We start from the raw sequence: 17,100 nt of genomic DNA, 5'->3' as shown, positions 1-17,100 counted from the left end.
TTCGTGAGCGGTTCGGGCGTGAGCCGTTCAGTAGCGGGAGCGGCCGGGGCCGCGCTCGACGCGCTTGCTCCAGCAGGCGGTGTGCCAGTGGCGGCGCTCATCCTCGCCACCGGTCCAGTTGGGCCAGCTGACGACGTGCGGCAGGCCCGGCCGGATCTCGTGGTCGCAGCCTGGGCACCTGTACATCTTGTCCGCGCCCGCGCCCGACACCCTCCGCACCTTCCACTCGCCGTCCGGCCAGTCCTCTACCCGTTCCATCCCGCGCAGAACGCCGTCCAGCGGACGAATGGGATCACCCGGCCGGCCCTTGCCTGAAGGGTCGACACGGCGGGCTCGGCGGGGGCTCATAACGTCACAAACGTCGATGTCGACGGTGTTCTTCCGTCACCGGCCCCGGATGCCCGTCACCCCGGCGGTCACCAGGCGGTCGAGCAGCGGAGCGGGCGCGAAGGACGGTTCGCGGTACTCGGCGTAGAGGGCGCGCAGGCCGTCGCGCACGGTGGCGAGCCCGATGGCGTCCAGCGTCTCGAACGGCCCGGCGGGGTAGCCGCAGCCGAGCCGCATCGCGGTGTCGATGTCCTCGATCGAGGCGTACCCGGAGTCGTACATGCGCACGGCGTCGTTCAGATAGGGATACAGCAGCGCGTCGACCACGAACCCGGCGCGGTCGGCGCACGGCACCGGCGTCAGCCCGAGCACCTTGACGAGGTCATATGCCGCCAGGGCCACTTCGGGCGAGGTGAGCGCCGTCGACACCAGCTCGGCCACCTCGCCGCCCACCAGGTGGAGCCCGACCAGGCGCTCGGGGCGCGGGAGCCGTGTGGCGTGCTCGACCACGGGGGTGCGGGACAGCGCGATCACCACGTCGGCGTCCTGCGCGTCACCCGGCTTGAACCCGGCGGCGGTGAGCTTGGCCGACAGCCCCTCGGCGCCCTCGCCCATGACGTGGACCGACGCCACGCCCATCTTGGGCGGGAACTCCGAGGCGGTGCGCGCCCGCCCGGCCCCCTCGTAGTCGTGGAAGCCCCGCCCGGACTTGCGCCCGAGCAGCCCGGCGGTGACCAGCTCCCGCAGGATGGGCGCCGGCGCGTGAACGCGGTCGCGGCTCTCCTGGAAGAGCACCTCGCAGACCTCGTGCGAGGTGTCCAGGCCGATGAGGTCGAGCAGCGCGAACGGGCCCATGGGAAGGCCGGCGCCCAGCTTCATCGCGGTGTCGATGTCCTCCTGAGATGCCACGCGGCGCTCCAGCAGCGTCGCGGCGTGGTTGAGGTAGCCGAGGAGCAGCCGGTTGACCACGAACCCCGCCCGGTCGCCCACGGTCACCGGGGTCTTGCCGAGGCGCCGGGCGAGCGCGGCGATGTCGTCCGCGAGCCCGTCGTCGGTGACCACCGTGTGCACAACCTCGACGAGCTTCATCACGGGGGCGGGGTTGAAGAAGTGCATGCCGATGACCCGCCCGGGGCGGGAGGTCGTGGCGGCGATCGCGGTGACCGAGAGGGACGAGGTGTTCGTCGCGAGCACGGCGCCGGGCCCGCAGATGCGGTCGAGGTCGGCGAAGAGGGCGCGCTTGTAGTCCATGACCTCGGGGATCGCCTCGACCACCAGGTCGGCGCCGCCCAGGTCGTCCAGGGAGCCGGTGAAGGTCACCCGGCCGACGATCTCCTCGCGCTCGGCCTCGGTGAGCTTGCCCCGGCTCACCGCCCTGTCGGTGGACCTGCGGATGTGCCCCCGGCCGCGCTCCAGCGCCGCGGCGTCGACCTCCACGCCGATGACGCTCAGCCCGGCGCGGGCGAACACCTCGGCGATCCCGGCACCCATGGTGCCGAGCCCGACGACTCCGACGGTCTCGAACGCGCGTGCCATCCTGCCCTCCCTGTCCGTTGTCGGCCAGTCTCCCAGAGGGGTCGCCGTCATCCCAAAACGCCCCCAGGCGACCTCCCGGCCGCCTTCGAAGACCGCCCCGGCCGGGCCGGGGCGGGCGGTAGGGTTGGCGGTCATGCGGCTGGTCATCGCGCGATGCAGCGTGGATTACGTGGGACGACTGACGGCGCACCTCCCGATGGCGCCCCGATTGATCCTCATCAAGGTGGACGGTTCGGTTTTGCAGTAGTCCAAACTTCCTTTTACTCTGGGTTACCCCACGAGCACTAGGGAGACATGCCTTGCGTGTGCTGGCAGTCAAGCGGATCAGCAGGGACACAGAGCAGTCGTCGGCGCTTGAGCGCCAGGAGGTTCAGCTAGCAGCGGCCATCCGGAAGGACCGCCACACGCTGGCCGGCTGGGTGGAGGACGCCACCGTTTCCGGCGCGGTCAACTTGGACAAGCGGCCATCACTCGGCAAGTGGCTACGCGAGCCACTGGTCTACGAGTGGGACTGCATGATGGTCACGAGCCAGGACCGGATCACCCGCGACGACCTGCACTGGGCCGCCTTTGTCGGCTGGGTGATGGAGAACAACAAGACGGTCATCATCCTCGATGACCCCGGCTTCGACCTGTCCACCCCCAACGGCCGAATGATCGCCAACATCAAGGCGACACAGGCAGCCAACTACCGGAAGGCCGTCCAGGAGAAGAAGCTCAACCAGCTTGGCTGGTACCGGGAAGAACAGCTCTGGTCGGGTGGCACGTGGCCCTTCGGTTACCGGGCGGTCCGCGTGGAGCACAAGGGCGAGATGCGGTGGAGGCTCGACGTTGACCCCATCACCGGCCCTCTCGTGCGGGAAACCTACGACCGCCTGGTGAACAAGGGCCAGTCGATGGGCAGCATCGTCAAGGACTGGAACGCTCGCGGCATCTTGACCACCCTCGACTACCAGCGACACGTCAACGCCCTCGAAGGCCGCGAGGGAGCCGTCAGCAAGGTGCTGGGAACCAAGTGGTCGACCTCCGCGCTCAAGGCGGTCATGTCGAAGGCTTCCCTCATGGGCTACGCGATCCACAGGGGCGAGGTTCTAAAGAAGCACGGTCTGCCCGTGCAGTGGGCCGAACCGATACTCACCCGCGAGGAGTTCGACAAGCTCCAGGAGGTGCTGGACCATCGCGGCAAGGCGTACAAAAACCTTACCCGCGAGACCTCACCCATGGTCGGCATCGTCTACTGCCCGTGCGGCCAGATGCTCTACTCGAACTCGGCCACCCGGACACTCGCCGATGGCTCGGCAAGGCACTACTCCTACCACCTGTGCAAGACGGTCCGGGTCGGCACCAAATGCCAGTACGTCAAATCGTGGGAGCGGGATGTCCTGGAGATCCATCTGGAGGAAGCTTTCCTCGGCCTAGCCGGTGATCTGGAGATCACCACCAAGACCTACGTGCCAGGCTCCGACTGGTCCTCCGAAATCAAGGAACTCCGAGAGGCCCTGGACAACCTGGCAGGCAACCTCGTCCACATGAAGCCTGGGACCGCTGGAGCGAACGCGGTCATCAAGGCGATGGAGGACCACGAGACGGCCCTGGCCGAGCTTGAGGCCCTGCCCGTCATCCCGTCGCGGTGGGAGGAGTCCGGCACCGGACAGACCTTCCGTCAGTTCTGGGAGCGTACCCCCGACTGGAAGACCCGCTGCGAGCTTCTACGGAAGACCGGAGTCCGGCTGTACGTGGGAGGCAGCCCGAAGGCACCGGCCATGGATCTGTTCCTTCCGGAAGACCTCCAGCAGCGCATCATCAACGCCCTCTCTGACGCTGTGGAGCCCGGCTTCATGGAGGCGTCCGACCTCAGCCGAAGCCATGGCAGAACGCAGGGCGCGTGAGGCGGACTTGCGGGAAGGGCTGTAGGACCGATCCGGAAAAGTCAGCACTATAAGACTTTATGAGAGGGAGGGAGGCCGGTGCGCCTCCCTCTTTCTTGCCCGGACCACTCCGGGAAAGTCCGCCCCATAACCGTCAGTGCCGGGATGCGGACGACCGCCCGGCTGCGCCGTGCGTGCGGGCGGGCCGTCGCCGACGGCGGGCGCACGCCTAGCCCGCTGGGCTCCGTGGGTCGCGCCCTGCCCTATCCGCCAGGACGAGAATCGGCAACCGCAAAACAGTGCGACGCCGCAAGGCACTCATGGACGCGCGCACCCGTGAACGGTTACCCGCGCAACAAAGATCGTTAGTTCGGAGAATCCGCAAACGAGGAACCGACTGGAGAGTGTAAATCGGATCGGCAAGCAGCCCCCCGCCCCACAGGTGTCCGTGGCCATGCAAAAGTGGGCCAGACCCACACGCACTTGGCCGTTGACAACAGGCCGACCATCAGCCCCCTGCCCAAAGCTTCGACGACCCTTTTTCGGGAGCAAGTAGCTAGAGCCGGCAGGGCCCCAGAGAATGGGCCCACGGTTCTTTTTCGCGGAACCTTAGGGTGTTGCAATGACTGGGGCGCAGCGAATGTCAGATCTCTCACGCTGGCAGTCCGGGCGGCCTGTTGCCAACCTACTGTCAACCTCTTGTAGCCCCGCCCCCCGGAGGCGACAGCTAGGCTGGCCCGATGCGTCTCGTCGTCGCCCGCTGCACCGTGGACTATGTAGGCCGCCTGTCAGCGCATTTGCCCTCAGGAATCCGTTTGGTGATCTTGAAAGCGGACGGTTCGGTGTCCATCCATGCGGACGACCGGGCCTTCAAGCCGCTCAACTGGATGAACCCACCGTGCAAGGTGCGCGAGGAAGAAGGCACCTGGACCGTCACGCATGGCAAGACGGGCGAGAAGCTCATCCTGACGATGGAGGAGATCCTCCACGACTCCTCGCACGAGCTCGGGGTCGACCCCGGGCTGCAGAAGGACGGCGTCGAGGCCCACCTGCAGGAGCTTCTGGCGGAGCACATCCACACCCTCGGCGACGGCTGGAGCCTGATCCGCAGGGAGTACCCCACGGCGATCGGCCCGGTCGACATCCTCTGCCGCGACCACCTCGGCGGCACCGTCGCCATCGAGATCAAGCGACGCGGCGACATCGACGGGGTCGAGCAGCTCACGCGCTACCTGGAGCTGCTCAACCGCGACACGCTGCTCGCGCCGGTCAAGGGCATCTTCGCGGCCCAGGAGATCAGGCCGCAGGCGCGGGTGCTCGCCACCGATCGCGGCATCGGGTGCGTGACCCTCGACTACGACGCCCTCCGCGGCATCGAGCGCACCGACACGCTCTTCTGACCGCGGCGCTCACGGTCCGGGCGGCTCTCCGAGCGGGCGCCAGATAAGACGGGACGTACTGGTTGACCGGCGAGCCGCCGAAGCCTCGCTGGCGAATGGCGTACGCCTTCAGTCCGAGTCCGCGAAACCCGTCGAGAGCCGTCCCTTTTGTGGCTACGCGGTGACGGATTATGGCCATGTCATAATCCGCGGGCAGCGTTATCTCGTACTGCATGGCATGCATGAGAACCTCCGGTCGGATCATCGGCTTTCAGCGAGCCTGGGAGGTGAGCAGCGCGAGCACGCCTCTGATCGCCTGGTCGAACGGCTCCGCCGAGCCGGCGGCCCGCGCCAGCAGGTACCCGCCCTGCAGCACCGCCACGATGGTCGTCGCCGTCTCCGCGGGCACGAGCCCGGCGGAGAGCCCCCTGACGGGTAGTTGCCCGACTACTCGGCGAACTTGTGGAAAACCCATGCAACGTTTGAGGTGCCGCCGATCGTCTAGATCATGAGCGGGGGCTGGGTAAGGGGCGCTCTAACCGAATTCTTACCTGCCGAGGTGACGGGACTTACTACTCTCACCTCGGATTAGGCATGCTCCCGGCGATGCATGGCATATGACACTACGAGGGGGCATAACCATGACTTCACCAGGCAAGGAGTGTTTAGCGTGTTAGCGAGGGGACGGCAGGCTTTCGCCCGCGCGGCCCTGGGGCTGCTCGAAGCGCTCAACAGGAGGAGGGCGCGGAAGGCGCCGGCACGTGGTACGGGGACCGTCCGGATCCTGCTGCTGCACGCCTACGGCATGGGGGGCACGATCCGCACAGTGCTCAACCTCGCCTCCTATCTGTCGCGGGACCGTGAGGTGGAGATCGTCAGCCTGATCCGCACGGCCGAGGAGCCGTTCTTCGAACTGCCTCCCGGAGTGAAGGTGTCCTTCCTGGACGACAGGACCGTCCCGCGCGGCCGGATCGCGGAGTTCCTCTCCCGCCGCCCCAGCAGGCTGGTCCCGCAGGAGGAGAAGGCGTATCTCAGCATGAGCCTGCTGACCGACCTGAGGCTGGTCCGCTTCCTCCGATCACTCAAAGGGGGCGTGGTCATCGGGACGCGTCCGGGGTTCAACCTCGTCGTGAGCCTGTTCGCGCCGCCCGAGGTACTCACCATCGGCCAGGAGCACGTCACCCTGGAGTCCCACGGGCCGGCCCTCCAGGCCCAGATCAAGAGGCGGTACGGCAGGCTCGACGCCTTCACCACGCTCACCCAGGCGGACCTGAAGCAGTACAGCAAGATGCTGAAGTCCCACCCGCCCAAGCGCCTGCTGCGCATCCCCAACGCCATTCCCGACCTCGGGGGCGACGTCTCGTCGCTGGAGGAGAAGGTCGTCGTCGGCATCGGCCGCATCGTCTGGGCCAAGGGGTTCGACCGGCTGGTCAACGCCTGGAAGACCGTGGCGAAGGCGCACCCCGACTGGGTGCTGCGCATCTACGGAGGCGGCACGCCCGAGCGTGAGGAGAAGCTCCAGACCCGGATCGACGACGCCGGGCTGTCGGACAAGGTCTTCCTGATGGGCAGCACGCCGGAGATCGGCGCCGAGCTGGCCAAGTCGTCGATCTACGCCGTCAGCTCGCGCTACGAGGGGTTCGGCATGACGATCCTCGAGGCGATGAGCAAGGGGGTGCCGGTGGTCAGCTTCGACTGCCCGCACGGCCCGAAGGAGATCATCACCAACGAGCACGACGGCCTGCTCGTCCGCTCGAAGAAGGCCGCCGCGCTCGCGAGCGGCATCTGCCGCCTGATCGAGGACGAGGAGCTCCGCCGCACGCTCGGCGCGAACGCCGTGGGCACCGCCGCGAACTACGGCCTCGACGTCATCGGCGCCCAGTGGGCGGCCCTGCTGGCGGACCTCGACGAATCCGGGACGCGACCGCCGAGTCCCCCGGACCGCTCCCTCGGCACTCCCGCGTAGCGGCGGGGGCGCAAGGGCGCGAGAGATGGTTTGCCCCGCAACGATGGGGCTATGGTGGCCCCAGATCCCCTGGGCGGGGAGCAGCGCGGTCCGGGAGCCCTGATCCGGGGGGCGAGCGTGGCCGCAAGGGCCCGAGAAGGAGACGCCATGTCAACGGCTACCGAGCAGCGCACGTTCGACTCCGTGAACCCCGCCTCGGGGGCCGTCGTGGGCACCCATCCCATCCACGACGCAGAAGCCGTGCGGGCGGCCGTGGAGAGCGCCGGGGAGGCGGCCAGGTGGTGGGCGGGCCTCGGGTTCGAGCGGCGCAAGCGGCGGCTGCTCGACTTCAAGGCCGTCCTCACCCAGAACCTCACCCGCGTCGCCGCCCTGATCCACGAGGAGACGGGCAAGCCGATCGGCGACGCGACCCTGGAGACGGTGCTCGCCATCACCCACCTCGACTGGGCCGCCCGCAAGGCGCGCAAGGTCCTCGGACCGCGCCGGGTCGCGACGGGCATGATCGGGATCAACCTCGCGGCTACCCTGGAGTACCTGCCGCTGGGCGTCGTCGGCGTGATCGGGCCGTGGAACTACCCCGTCTTCACCCCGATGGGCTCGATCGCGTACGCGCTGGCCGCCGGGAACGCCGTGGTCTTCAAGCCCAGCGAGCTCACTCCCGGGGTCGGCGCGCTGCTGGCCGAGCTGTTCGCGCAGAGCGTCCCCGAGCGCCAGGTGTTCCAGGTGGTCACCGGCCTCGGCGAGACCGGGGCCGCGCTCGCCGCGCACCCTGGCGTCCGTAAGATCGCCTTCACGGGCTCGACCGCCACGGCCAAGCGGGTAATGGCCGCCTGCGCGGCCAACCTGACGCCGATCGTGGCCGAGTGCGGCGGCAAGGACGCGCTGATCGTCGACGTGGACGCCGACCTCGCCGCCGCGGCCGACGCGGCGGTCTGGGGCGCGATGTCCAACGCCGGCCAGACCTGCGTGGGCGTCGAGCGTGTTTACGTGGTGGAGCGGGTCTACGACGACTTCCTTCGTGAGCTCACCGAGCGGGCGCGAGCCGTACGCGGCGGGGCCGACTACGGGCCGATCACCATGCCCGCCCAGACGGACATCATCCGGCGGCACGTCGACGACGCCCTCGCCAAGGGCGCGAAGGCCGTGGTGGGCGGCGCGGAGTCCGTCAGGCCCCCGTACGTCGACCCCGTGGTGCTCACCGACGTCCCCGAGGAGTCCAGCGCGGTGCGCGAGGAGACCTTCGGGCCCACGATCACCGTGCGGAAGGTCGCCACGGTGGAGGAGGCGCTGGAGAAGGCCAACGCCGTCGCCTACGGCCTCGGCGGCACCATCTTCTCGGGCAACACGCGCAGGGCCATGGAGCTCGCCCGTGCGATGCTCACGGGCATGACGGCGATCAACTCCGTCATCTCCTTCGCCGGCGTGCCCTCGCTGCCGTTCGGCGGGGTGGGCGAGTCGGGGTTCGGGCGCATTCACGGCGCGGACGGGCTGCGCGAGTTCGCACGCCCGAAGGCGATCTCCAGGCAGCGTTTCGCCATACCAGGAATGAATCTGACGTCCTTCAGCCGCACCCCCGCTGACCTGGACCGACTCGTGAAGGTGGTCACCTTCCTGCACGGCGGGCGCAAGAGCTAGTTGTCCCGATACTTCCCGAAAAACGATCTTGCGTCCATAATGATGGGTTCCTACGGGGCCAGCAGGACGCGAGGTGTGCAGTGGCGACGGGACGCGACTACCGGGGAATGACGGCGGAGCAGCGATTAGCCGACCGCAGGGAGCGGTTGCTGACCGCCGCGTACACGCTGTTCGCCGGCGCGGGTTTCACCGCGACCACGATCGAACGATTGTGCGCGGCCGCACGCATCTCGAACCGTGCCTTCTATGAATGTTTCACCGGGCGTGAGGACCTGATGCGGGCGGTCTACGACCGCTGCGTCGGCGAGACCCTCCTGTCGGTCGCCAAGGCCATCGGGGACGCGCCTCCCGACCCCGACAGCAGGATCCAGGCCGGAATCGGCGAGTACATCACCTTCGTCACCCGCGACGCGCGGCGTGCCCGGATCATGCACCTGGAGGTACGGCGGGCCGGCGACATCCTCACCGCCCACCGGCAGCGCGCGGTCACCGACTTCACCCAGATGATCGAGGAGACCCTGGGAGACCTGCCGGGCGGCCTGCCGGAGAGGACGCACCTGCTCGCCCTCGGAATGGTGGGCGCGATCCAGGAGCTACTGATCGAGTGGGTTCTGGCTACCACCCCGCCGCCCCTGGAACACCTCATCGAGACGGCCGTCCACATCTTCCGGCGCTCCTTCGGCACCTGATCACCCAGTGCCCTCACCAGGCCCCTGAGCCCCACCGGTGACCGGGCCACAGGCCGCGATCAGGCCACGGCGGCGGCCGGAAGCTCCACCGTGAGCACCCGGTGCAACCGGGTGACGGCGAGCAGCCGCATGACGCGCGGGGGCACCGCCCGCAGGACGAGGCGGCGTTCCGCGCGAAGCGCGCGGTGATGCGTGCCGACGAGCACGCCGAGACCGGTGGCGTCGATCATCTCTAAGTCGGACATATCGACGATCATGTCACCGTCGCCGGAGTCGACCGCGTCGTGCAGGCGCGGACGCAGCCTCGCGACCGTGCCCACGTCGAGACGCGACCCGACGCTGACCACCTGGTATCCCGGACCACTCCGGCGTGGCATGCCGCCTCCTCACGTCCGGCGACCTTGACAGGCCGCGTAAGAAGCCTGCCCACCCCTCCGCGACCTATGCCGCCATCTGCCGGAAACCGGGCAGAGGCGGTCTCCCGGCGGCCGTTACGCTGGGCGGCATGACACGAGCTGACAACGAGAAGCCGGTGGTGCTCTCCAAGATCTACACCCGCACCGGCGACGACGGCACCACGACGCTCGGAGACATGAGCCGCACACGGAAGACCGATCCCCGGCTCGCCGCGTACGCCGACGTCGAGGAGGCGAACGCCGCCATCGGCGTGGCCATGGCGCTGGGCGCCCTGTCCCCCGAGATCTCCGAGGTGCTGGCCCGGGTGCAGAACGAGCTGTTCGATGTCGGAGCCGACCTGTGCACGCCCGTGACGGAGAATCCCGAGTTTCCCCCGCTGCGGGTGGAGCCGTCCTACATCGAGTGGCTGGAGTCGCAGTGCGACCGGTTCAACGAGGAGCTGAAGCCGCTGCGCAGCTTCATCCTCCCCGGCGGCGCGCCCGGCCCGGCGTTCCTGCACGTGGCCCGCACGACCGTACGGCGTGCCGAACGCACCACCTGGTCGGCGGTGGAGACCCATGACGACGTGAACCCGCTCACCGCGAAGTATCTCAACCGCCTGAGCGACCTGATGTTCATCATCTGCCGTACCGCCGCGAACGGCCAGGAGCTGCTCTGGAAGCCCGGGGGCACCCGCTAGTCACTCAACCCGCCGAGCGGAGACACGACTACGCCGCGTCGAGGTGGGCGCTGGGAGGAGCCGACTCGACCCACGCGAGGAAGCCGGTGAGGGCGTCCTCGCTCATGGCGAGCGAGACGCCCGCGCAGTCGACGGTCCAGTAGCCCGCGGGGCCCTCCTCGCCGACGAGGGGACGACGGGTGGAAACGGTGAGGCCGCGCCTCGCGATAGCGTGGCGCGGCCTCAGTCGCAGTCCAAGAAACGGAATCCAGTGGAGCTCTCCGCCCGCGTAGCGGGCCACCCCACTTTTCCAGGCGCGGTCTCCCGTGCGGAGACTACATACGACGTTCCCCCGGGATCGTGCGAGCACGAGCCCGCGGAGAACCAGGAGGACGGCGATCGCCACAACGCTTATCAGAATGTCAAGCGCCGCCATCGTCGCCCCCCACTTTCATGTTCGTTGTCGGTCAGACCTCTTCGCCGGCAGCACGCAGCCGGGCCCTGGCACGCTTGGCCTCGAGCTGGGCGTCGGTGTCCTCGCCGTCGGCGTCGACGGACGCGAGAGCACGCTGCAGAGCGTCACGAGCCGCGGCCACGTCGACCTCGGACCCGAGCTCGGCGGTCTCGGCCAGAACCGACACATCGTTGTTGGCCACCGAGATGAACCCGCCGTGGACGGCGGCGACGATGTCGCCACCCTCTGCGCGCTTCACGCGGAGGACACCGCCCTCTACGAGGACACCCAGCACGGGCGCATGATTCGGCATAATACCGATCTCACCGTCCACGGTCTTGGCAATCACCATGTCGGCCTCGCCGGACCAGATCTCGCGTTCCGGCGACACGACGCCGATGCGGAGCTTTGCCATCACAAACCTTCCTCGAATGCCGGTACGGCGGGGCCGTACCGGCACCCAGTTGTCAGCGGGCCAGTTCCTTCGCCTTGGCGATGGCCTGGTCGATGCCGCCGACCATGAAGAACGCCTGCTCGGGCAGGTGGTCGTACTCGCCCTCGCACAGGCCCTTGAAGGAGCGGATGGTCTCCTCGACCGGCACGAACTCTCCCGGCTGGCCGGTGAACGCCTCGGCGGCGTACATCGGGTGGGACAGGAAGCGCTCGATGCGGCGAGCCCGCTGGACGACGACCTTGTCCTCTTCCGAGAGCTCGTCGATGCCGAGGATCGCGATGATGTCCTGCAGTTCGCGGTACTTCTGCAGGATCCGCTTGGTCTCCTGGGCCACCCGGTAGTGCTCCTCGCCGACGATCTGCGGGTCGAGGATCCGGGAGCTGGAGTCGAGCGGGTCCACCGCGGGGTAGATGCCCTTCTCCGAGATCGGCCGCGAGAGAACGGTCTGCGCGTCGAGGTGCGCGAACGCGTTGTGCGGGGCCGGGTCGGTGATGTCGTCCGCGGGGACGTAGATCGCCTGCATCGAGGTGATCGAGTGACCGCGGGTCGAGGTGATGCGCTCCTGGAGAACGCCCATCTCGTCGGCCAGGGTCGGCTGGTAACCCACCGCGGACGGCATACGGCCGAGCAGGGTGGACACCTCGGAACCGGCCTGGGTGAAGCGGAAGATGTTGTCGATGAACAGCAGCACGTCCTGCCCCTGCTCGTCACGGAAGTACTCCGCCATGGTCAGCGCGGAGAGCGCGACCCGCAGACGGGTGCCCGGGGGCTCGTCCATCTGGCCGAACACCAGGGCGGTGTCCTTGAGGACGTCCGCCTCCTCCATCTCCAGCCAGAGGTCGTTGCCCTCACGGGTGCGCTCGCCGACGCCGGCGAACACCGACGTACCGGAGAACTTCAGCGCGACCCGGCGGATCATCTCCTGGATGAGGACGGTCTTGCCGACACCCGCGCCGCCGAACAGGCCGATCTTGCCACCCTTGACGTACGGGGTGAGCAGGTCGATGACCTTGATGCCGGTGGGCAGCATCTCGGTGCGCGACTCGAGCTGGTCGAACGGCGGCGAGGGACGGTGGATGCCCCAGCGCTCGGTGATCTGGAGCGAGGAGGTGGGGGTGTCCAGCGCCTCGCCGAGGGTGTTCCACACGTGGCCCTTGACGACGTCGCCGACGGGCACCGAGATGGGGCCGCCGGTGTCGTTCACGACGGCGCCGCGCACGAGGCCGTCGGTGGGCTGCATGGAGATGGCGCGGGCCAGGTTGTCACCCAGGTGCTGGGCGACCTCCAGGGTCAGCAGCTTGGTCTCCTCGCCGAGGGTGACCTCGGTGGTGAGGGCGTTGTAGATTTCCGGCATCGCCTCGACGGGGAACTCCACGTCGACGACGGGACCCGTGACGCGGGCCACACGACCTACGGCGGTCGCGACGGTCTCAACAGTCATTGTGGTTTCTCACTCTTTCCCCGCTGAGGCGTCGGCGAGCGCGTTGGCGCCACCGACGATCTCACTGATTTCCTGGGTGATCTCGGCCTGGCGAGCCTGGTTCATCTGCTGGGTGAAGGTGCGGATGAGCTCGTTGGCGTTGTCGGTCGCCGACTTCATCGCCCTTCGGCGGGAGGCGTGCTCCGAGGCGGCCGACTGGAGCAGCGCGTTGTAGATGCGCGACTCGATGTAGCGGGGAAGGAGCTGGTTCAGCACCTCACCCGCGGTCGGCTCGAACTCGTAGTACGGCAGCGGGCCCTCGGCCGGCTCCTCGGTGGTCTCCTCCACCTCGAGCGGCAGGATCCGCTTGACCTGCACCTCCTGCGTAAGCATGGAGACGAACTGCGTGTACACGACGTGGATCTCGTCGATCCCGTTCTCGTCCACGAAGGCGTCGACCAGCGAGCCGGCGATGTCCTTGGCGTGGGAGTAGAGCGGGTTGTCGGAGAACCCCGACCACTCCCCGCTCATCTCCCGGCTGCGGAAGCGGTGCCATCCGATGCCCTTGCGGCCGACGACGAACGGCTTCATCTGCACGTTGCGGCCACGCAGGTGACCGGCCAGCGCCTCGGCCTCGCGCAGGATGTTGGCGTTGAAGCCTCCGGCGAAACCGCGGTCGCTGGTCACGATCAGCACGCCGGCCGTTGACGGCTGGTCCTTCTCGACCGTCAGCGGGTGGTCGACCTCCGCGGTGTTGCTGAGGACGGCCGACACCGCGCGAGTGATCTCACGCTCGTACGGTACGGCCGCCTCCATGCGCTGCTGCGCCTTGATGATGCGGGACGAGGCGATGAGCTCCTGGGCGCGCGTGATCTTCGCCGTGGACTTGACCGACCTGATCCGCCGCCGCAGCAGTCTTAGCTGGGCACCCATGAGCTACTTCTTCTCGGTCTTGCGGACGTGCTTCACGATCTTCTCCTGGCCGACCTCGTCCGCCGTGAGCGCCTCGACCGGCTCGTCCTGGATCAGCAGCTCGCCGGTCGACGTCTGGAACGTCTTCTTGAACTCCGTGATCGCGTCCTTGAGGGTCGTGATCGTGTCGTCGTTCAGATCCTTGGTCTCGCGGATGCTGTCGAGGACGCCCTTGTACTTCGAGGAGAGGTACTCGAGGAACTCGGCCTCGAAGCGGGCCACGTCCTCCAGCGGTACGTCGTCGAGCTCGCCGCTGGTGCCGGCCCAGACCGAGACGACTTCCTTCTCCACAGGATACGGGGTGTACTGCGGCTGCTTGAGCAGCTCGACCAGGCGGGCACCACGCTCCAGCTGGGCGCGGGAGGCCGCGTCCAGGTCGGAGGCGAAGGCCGCGAAGGCCTCCAGGTCGCGGTACTGCGACAGGGACAGGCGCAACGTGCCGGCCACCTTCCGCATCGCCTTGATCTGCGCCGACCCGCCGACTCGGGAGACCGAGACACCGACGTTGATCGCCGGACGGACACCCGCGTTGAACAGGTCGGTCTCCAGGAAGCACTGACCGTCGGTGATGGAGATGACGTTGGTCGGGATGAACGCCGAGACGTCGTTGCCCTTGGTCTCGATGATCGGAAGACCGGTCATCGACCCCGCGCCGAGGTCGTCGGAGAGCTTGGCGCAGCGCTCCAGCAGACGCGAGTGCAAGTAGAAGACGTCACCGGGGAACGCCTCGCGGCCCGGCGGACGGCGCAGCAGCAGGGACACGGCGCGGTAGGCGTCGGCCTGCTTGGTCAGGTCGTCGAAGACGATGAGAACGTGCTTGCCCTGGTACATCCAGTGCTGGCCGATGGCCGAACCGGTGTAGGGCGCCAGGTACTTGTAACCGGCCGGGTCCGAGGCGGGGGCGGCGACGATGGTGGTGTACTCCATCGCGCCCGCCTCCTCCAGGCGGGCCCTGACCTGCGCGATCGTTGAGCCCTTCTGGCCGACCGCGACGTAGACGCAGCGAACCTGCTTCGCCGGGTCGCCGGTGGCCCAGTTCTCGCGCTGGTTGAGGATCGTGTCCACGGCGATCGCGGTCTTGCCCGTGCCGCGGTCGCCGATGATCAGCTGGCGCTGGCCGCGGCCGATCGGCGTCATGGCGTCGATCGCCTTGAGGCCGGTCTGCAGCGGCTCCTTCACCGGCTGGCGCTGGACGACCGAGGGCGCCTGCACTTCGAGGGGACGGCGCCCCTCCGCCTCGATCGGGCCCTTGCCGTCAAGGGGGTTGCCCAGCGGGTCGACCACGCGGCCGAGGAAGGCGTCCCCGACCGGCGCGGACAGGACCTCGCCCGTCCGGCGGACCGACTGGCCCTCCTCGACTCCGCTGAAGTCGCCGAGGACGACGACACCGATCTCCCGGACATCCAGGTTCAGCGCCAGACCGCGCGTACCGTCCTCGAACTCAAGCAGTTCGTTCGCCATCGCCGAGGGAAGGCCGGAGATGTGGGCGATGCCGTCGCCGGCGTCGACGACGGTCCCGATCTCCTCACGCGCCCCGCCTTCCGGCTCGTACGCCTGAACGAACCGCTCAAGCGCGTCCCGGATCTCGTCCGGCCGGATCGTCAGCTCCGCCATCTCTACTCAGTCTCCCTAATCATCGGCCGCCTCGACACTCCTAGCCGGCCAACCGGCGGCGGACATCTTCAATACGTCCTGCGATCGTGGTGTCGATCATCTCGTCACCGAGCCTGACCGAGAATCCACCCAGCACCCGCGGATCCACCTCGGTGTTCAGGTGGATGTCACGACCGTAAGTGGTGCGCAACCAGGTTGCGAGACGCTCCCTTTGGACATCGCTCAGCGGAACCGCGCTCCGCACCACGGCGACAAGCTGCTGCCGCTGCTCCGCGACGAGCTGGATGTACGCCTCCAGCGCTCGTTCCAAGCTACGCCCTCGCGGGTGCAGCACGACCTGCGTGATCAGCCGCAGCGAGGCCGGCGCGACCCTGTCGCCCAGCAGTTCGGCGAGCAGTTGCCGCTTCGCGTCCCCTGGGATGGCCGGGTCGACCAGCGCCAGGCGCAGCGAGGGATTGGCCTCGACGATGCGGCCGAACCGGAAAAGCTCGTCCTCCACGTCGTCGAGCCGGCCCTGTGACTCGGCCTCGGCGGCCGAGGCGATGACGCTGAGCCGCTCCAGCGCGTCCGAGAGGTCCGCGGACCTGGACCACTTGGCGGAGACGGCCGCGACGACCGTCTCCAGGGCGGCGTCACTGATCTTGCCGCCCAGCAGGGACCGCACGACCTCGGCCTTCTGCTCCGCGGAACGGGCAGGGTCGGCGAGGTTGCGCCGGAGCCCGTGCTCGCGGTCGAGCAGGACGGCGACGCCGTGCAGATCCTCGGCCAGGCGGCCGAGGTCCGCCGTCGCGGCCACCGCGTTGAAACGCTCTTCGACGGCGGCGAACGAGGTGCGGCTCAGGCCCCTCATCAGCGCACCGCCGCCCCGCCCGCGGACTCGAGCTCCTCAAGGAACCGGTCCACGACACGGCTCTGCCGGGTCTCGTCCTCGAGCGACTCCCCGACGATGCGGCCGGCGAGCTCGGTCGCGAGGCGACCCAGCTCGCCGCGCAGCTGGGCGAACGCCTGCTGGCGGTCGGCCTCGATCTGCGCGTGCGCCGCCTCGACCAGGCGCCGGGCCTCGGCCTGGGCCTCTTCACGGAGCTCGACCTTGATCTGCGCGGCCTGCTCACGAGCCTCTTCCCGCATGCGGGCGGCCTCGTGACGTGCCTCGTTCAGCTTGGCCTTGTACTCCTCCAGCGTGCGCTGGGCTTCGGCCTGGGCGTCCTCGGCCTTCTTGATGCCACCTTCGATGGCCTCGGTCCGCTCCTCCAGCGTCTTTTGGATGCGCGGGGTGAGGATCCTGCCGACGACGATGAAGACGACCAGGAACGCGAAGCCGCCGACGATGAGCTCGTAAGCATGCGGGATGAGCGGATTCTCCGCTTCCGCGGCGAGGAGCTTGGCTCCCAGAGTCATGGCTGCAGCCTTTCGTCAGGGGTTGTTCGCGTTACTTGATGCCCTGGAAGATGAACGGCGCGACCAGACCGATGAGGGCCAGCGCCTCGGTGAGGACGAAGCCCAGCAGCATGTTCTGGCGGATCAGGCCGTAGGCCTCGGGCTGGCGGGCGATCGCCTGCACGCCCTGACCGAAGATGATGCCGACGCCGATGCCGGGGCCGATGGCGGCGAGGCCATAGCCGATGGCGGTGACGTTGCCGGAGACCTCAGCGAGAAGGCTCATTGTGATGCTTTCCTTTACTTGTCGGCCGGTGAAGATTCACCGGTCAGT

At 68.3% G+C, this 17,100-nt stretch carries 19 protein-coding genes and 1 pseudogene; 7 read left to right on the top strand and 13 right to left on the bottom strand.

Going from position 1 to position 17,100, the window contains the following annotated elements:
• Positions 1-27: 27 nt before the first annotated feature.
• The gene (locus AB0O34_RS09385; protein ID WP_363914417.1) at positions 28-258 is read right to left on the bottom strand and encodes an ATP/GTP-binding protein; all 231 of its coding nucleotides are present in this window, start codon (positions 256-258) and stop codon (positions 28-30) included.
• A 126-nt stretch (positions 259-384) separates the two neighbouring features.
• Positions 385-1,998 carry a 3-hydroxybutyryl-CoA dehydrogenase gene (locus AB0O34_RS09380; protein WP_363914415.1) on the bottom strand — a complete coding sequence of 538 codons (1,614 nt, stop codon included), beginning with the start codon at positions 1,996-1,998 and terminating at the stop codon, positions 385-387.
• Here AB0O34_RS09380 and AB0O34_RS09375 point away from each other — a divergent pair.
• The 3 genes and pseudogenes from AB0O34_RS09375 to nucS form a co-directional block, all read left to right on the top strand.
• A pseudogene (locus AB0O34_RS09375) lies at positions 1,997-2,101 on the top strand (endonuclease); the annotation flags it as partial. The gene AB0O34_RS09380 and the pseudogene AB0O34_RS09375 overlap by 2 nt on opposite strands.
• A gap of 67 nt (positions 2,102-2,168) precedes the next feature.
• Positions 2,169-3,752 carry a recombinase family protein gene (locus tag AB0O34_RS09370; RefSeq protein ID WP_363914517.1) on the top strand — a complete coding sequence of 528 codons (1,584 nt, stop codon included), beginning with the start codon at positions 2,169-2,171 and terminating at the stop codon, positions 3,750-3,752.
• Between the two features lie 719 nt (positions 3,753-4,471).
• A complete protein-coding gene (gene nucS / locus AB0O34_RS09365; RefSeq protein WP_363914413.1) occupies positions 4,472-5,131 on the top strand; it encodes an endonuclease NucS in 660 nt (219 codons plus the stop codon).
• On the opposite strand, the gene AB0O34_RS09360 is transcribed toward nucS, so the two are convergent.
• Positions 5,028-5,345, bottom strand: a complete 318-nt coding sequence (locus AB0O34_RS09360) for a DUF4865 family protein (protein WP_363914515.1) — start codon at positions 5,343-5,345, stop codon at positions 5,028-5,030. The genes nucS and AB0O34_RS09360 overlap by 104 nt on opposite strands.
• Positions 5,346-5,381: 36 nt before the next feature.
• Positions 5,382-5,585, bottom strand: coding sequence for a hypothetical protein (locus AB0O34_RS09355; protein ID WP_363914411.1), 204 nt, complete (start codon positions 5,583-5,585; stop codon positions 5,382-5,384).
• A 195-nt stretch (positions 5,586-5,780) separates the two neighbouring features.
• Here AB0O34_RS09355 and AB0O34_RS09350 point away from each other — a divergent pair, with 195 nt between their 5' ends.
• The 3 genes from AB0O34_RS09350 (at position 5,781) to AB0O34_RS09340 (ending at position 9,400) form a co-directional block, all read left to right on the top strand.
• Positions 5,781-7,076, top strand: a complete 1,296-nt coding sequence (locus AB0O34_RS09350) for a glycosyltransferase family 4 protein (protein WP_363914409.1) — start codon at positions 5,781-5,783, stop codon at positions 7,074-7,076.
• Positions 7,077-7,223: 147 nt separating this feature from the next.
• On the top strand, positions 7,224-8,711 hold the full coding sequence (locus AB0O34_RS09345) for an aldehyde dehydrogenase family protein (protein WP_363914407.1): 1,488 nt from the start codon (positions 7,224-7,226) through the stop codon (positions 8,709-8,711).
• Positions 8,712-8,791: 80 nt separating this feature from the next.
• Positions 8,792-9,400: a TetR/AcrR family transcriptional regulator gene (locus tag AB0O34_RS09340; RefSeq protein ID WP_363914405.1), complete on the top strand. Its 609-nt coding sequence runs from the start codon at positions 8,792-8,794 to the stop codon at positions 9,398-9,400.
• A 59-nt stretch (positions 9,401-9,459) separates the two neighbouring features.
• On the opposite strand, the gene AB0O34_RS09335 is transcribed toward AB0O34_RS09340, so the two are convergent.
• Entirely contained in the window at positions 9,460-9,777 is a 318-nt protein-coding gene (locus tag AB0O34_RS09335; RefSeq protein WP_363914403.1) for an STAS domain-containing protein, read from the bottom strand.
• Between the two features lie 128 nt (positions 9,778-9,905).
• Here AB0O34_RS09335 and AB0O34_RS09330 point away from each other — a divergent pair, with 128 nt between their 5' ends.
• A complete protein-coding gene (locus AB0O34_RS09330; protein ID WP_363914401.1) occupies positions 9,906-10,496 on the top strand; it encodes a cob(I)yrinic acid a,c-diamide adenosyltransferase in 591 nt (196 codons plus the stop codon).
• Positions 10,497-10,524: 28 nt separating this feature from the next.
• On the opposite strand, the gene AB0O34_RS09325 is transcribed toward AB0O34_RS09330, so the two are convergent.
• The 8 genes from AB0O34_RS09325 to atpE all read right to left on the bottom strand — a co-directional run bounded on the left by AB0O34_RS09325 (position 10,525) and on the right by atpE (position 17,052).
• Positions 10,525-10,881, bottom strand: coding sequence for a DUF2550 domain-containing protein (locus AB0O34_RS09325; RefSeq protein WP_363914399.1), 357 nt, complete (start codon positions 10,879-10,881; stop codon positions 10,525-10,527).
• A 61-nt stretch (positions 10,882-10,942) separates the two neighbouring features.
• Complete coding sequence (locus AB0O34_RS09320; RefSeq protein ID WP_363914397.1) at positions 10,943-11,344, bottom strand: F0F1 ATP synthase subunit epsilon; 402 nt, start codon at positions 11,342-11,344, stop codon at positions 10,943-10,945.
• Positions 11,345-11,396: 52 nt separating this feature from the next.
• The gene (gene atpD / locus AB0O34_RS09315; protein ID WP_363914395.1) at positions 11,397-12,824 is read right to left on the bottom strand and encodes a F0F1 ATP synthase subunit beta; all 1,428 of its coding nucleotides are present in this window, start codon (positions 12,822-12,824) and stop codon (positions 11,397-11,399) included.
• 9 nt (positions 12,825-12,833) lie between these two features.
• The gene (locus AB0O34_RS09310) at positions 12,834-13,736 is read right to left on the bottom strand and encodes a F0F1 ATP synthase subunit gamma (RefSeq protein WP_363914393.1); all 903 of its coding nucleotides are present in this window, start codon (positions 13,734-13,736) and stop codon (positions 12,834-12,836) included.
• Positions 13,737-13,739: 3 nt separating this feature from the next.
• The gene (gene atpA, locus AB0O34_RS09305) at positions 13,740-15,389 is read right to left on the bottom strand and encodes a F0F1 ATP synthase subunit alpha (protein WP_363914391.1); all 1,650 of its coding nucleotides are present in this window, start codon (positions 15,387-15,389) and stop codon (positions 13,740-13,742) included.
• Positions 15,390-15,429: 40 nt separating this feature from the next.
• Positions 15,430-16,239 carry a F0F1 ATP synthase subunit delta gene (locus AB0O34_RS09300; RefSeq protein ID WP_363914389.1) on the bottom strand — a complete coding sequence of 270 codons (810 nt, stop codon included), beginning with the start codon at positions 16,237-16,239 and terminating at the stop codon, positions 15,430-15,432.
• On the bottom strand, positions 16,239-16,787 hold the full coding sequence (locus tag AB0O34_RS09295; protein ID WP_358551088.1) for a F0F1 ATP synthase subunit B: 549 nt from the start codon (positions 16,785-16,787) through the stop codon (positions 16,239-16,241). The genes AB0O34_RS09300 and AB0O34_RS09295 overlap by 1 nt, the downstream gene beginning before the upstream one ends.
• Positions 16,788-16,818: 31 nt before the next feature.
• On the bottom strand, positions 16,819-17,052 hold the full coding sequence (gene atpE / locus AB0O34_RS09290) for an ATP synthase F0 subunit C (protein ID WP_248964339.1): 234 nt from the start codon (positions 17,050-17,052) through the stop codon (positions 16,819-16,821).
• Positions 17,053-17,100: the final 48 nt, after the last annotated feature.

The sequence above is a fragment of the Sphaerisporangium sp. NPDC088356 genome (assembly GCF_040685555.1).
Taxonomy (GTDB): Bacteria; Actinomycetota; Actinomycetes; order Streptosporangiales; family Streptosporangiaceae; genus Sphaerisporangium.
This window is presented reverse-complemented; position numbering and strand designations above follow the sequence as displayed.

What these genes read in the sequence shown, in the direction of transcription:
- AB0O34_RS09345 (WP_363914407.1), top strand. Translation starts at nt 7,224, where the DNA reads ATGTCAACGGCTACCGAGCAGCGCACGTTCGACTCCGTGAACCCCGCC.
- AB0O34_RS09385 (WP_363914417.1), bottom strand. Translation starts at nt 258, where the DNA reads ATGGAACGGGTAGAGGACTGGCCGGACGGCGAGTGGAAGGTGCGGAGG.
- AB0O34_RS09300 (WP_363914389.1), bottom strand. Translation starts at nt 16,239, where the DNA reads ATGAGGGGCCTGAGCCGCACCTCGTTCGCCGCCGTCGAAGAGCGTTTC.
- AB0O34_RS09330 (WP_363914401.1), top strand. Translation starts at nt 9,906, where the DNA reads ATGACACGAGCTGACAACGAGAAGCCGGTGGTGCTCTCCAAGATCTAC.
- atpD (WP_363914395.1), bottom strand. Translation starts at nt 12,824, where the DNA reads ATGACTGTTGAGACCGTCGCGACCGCCGTAGGTCGTGTGGCCCGCGTC.
- AB0O34_RS09380 (WP_363914415.1), bottom strand. Translation starts at nt 1,998, where the DNA reads ATGACCGCCAACCCTACCGCCCGCCCCGGCCCGGCCGGGGCGGTCTTC.
- atpA (WP_363914391.1), bottom strand. Translation starts at nt 15,389, where the DNA reads ATGGCGGAGCTGACGATCCGGCCGGACGAGATCCGGGACGCGCTTGAG.
- AB0O34_RS09335 (WP_363914403.1), bottom strand. Translation starts at nt 9,777, where the DNA reads ATGCCACGCCGGAGTGGTCCGGGATACCAGGTGGTCAGCGTCGGGTCG.
- nucS (WP_363914413.1), top strand. Translation starts at nt 4,472, where the DNA reads ATGCGTCTCGTCGTCGCCCGCTGCACCGTGGACTATGTAGGCCGCCTG.
- AB0O34_RS09295 (WP_358551088.1), bottom strand. Translation starts at nt 16,787, where the DNA reads ATGACTCTGGGAGCCAAGCTCCTCGCCGCGGAAGCGGAGAATCCGCTC.
- atpE (WP_248964339.1), bottom strand. Translation starts at nt 17,052, where the DNA reads ATGAGCCTTCTCGCTGAGGTCTCCGGCAACGTCACCGCCATCGGCTAT.
- AB0O34_RS09320 (WP_363914397.1), bottom strand. Translation starts at nt 11,344, where the DNA reads ATGGCAAAGCTCCGCATCGGCGTCGTGTCGCCGGAACGCGAGATCTGG.
- AB0O34_RS09360 (WP_363914515.1), bottom strand. Translation starts at nt 5,345, where the DNA reads ATGCAGTACGAGATAACGCTGCCCGCGGATTATGACATGGCCATAATC.
- AB0O34_RS09355 (WP_363914411.1), bottom strand. Translation starts at nt 5,585, where the DNA reads ATGGGTTTTCCACAAGTTCGCCGAGTAGTCGGGCAACTACCCGTCAGG.
- AB0O34_RS09310 (WP_363914393.1), bottom strand. Translation starts at nt 13,736, where the DNA reads ATGGGTGCCCAGCTAAGACTGCTGCGGCGGCGGATCAGGTCGGTCAAG.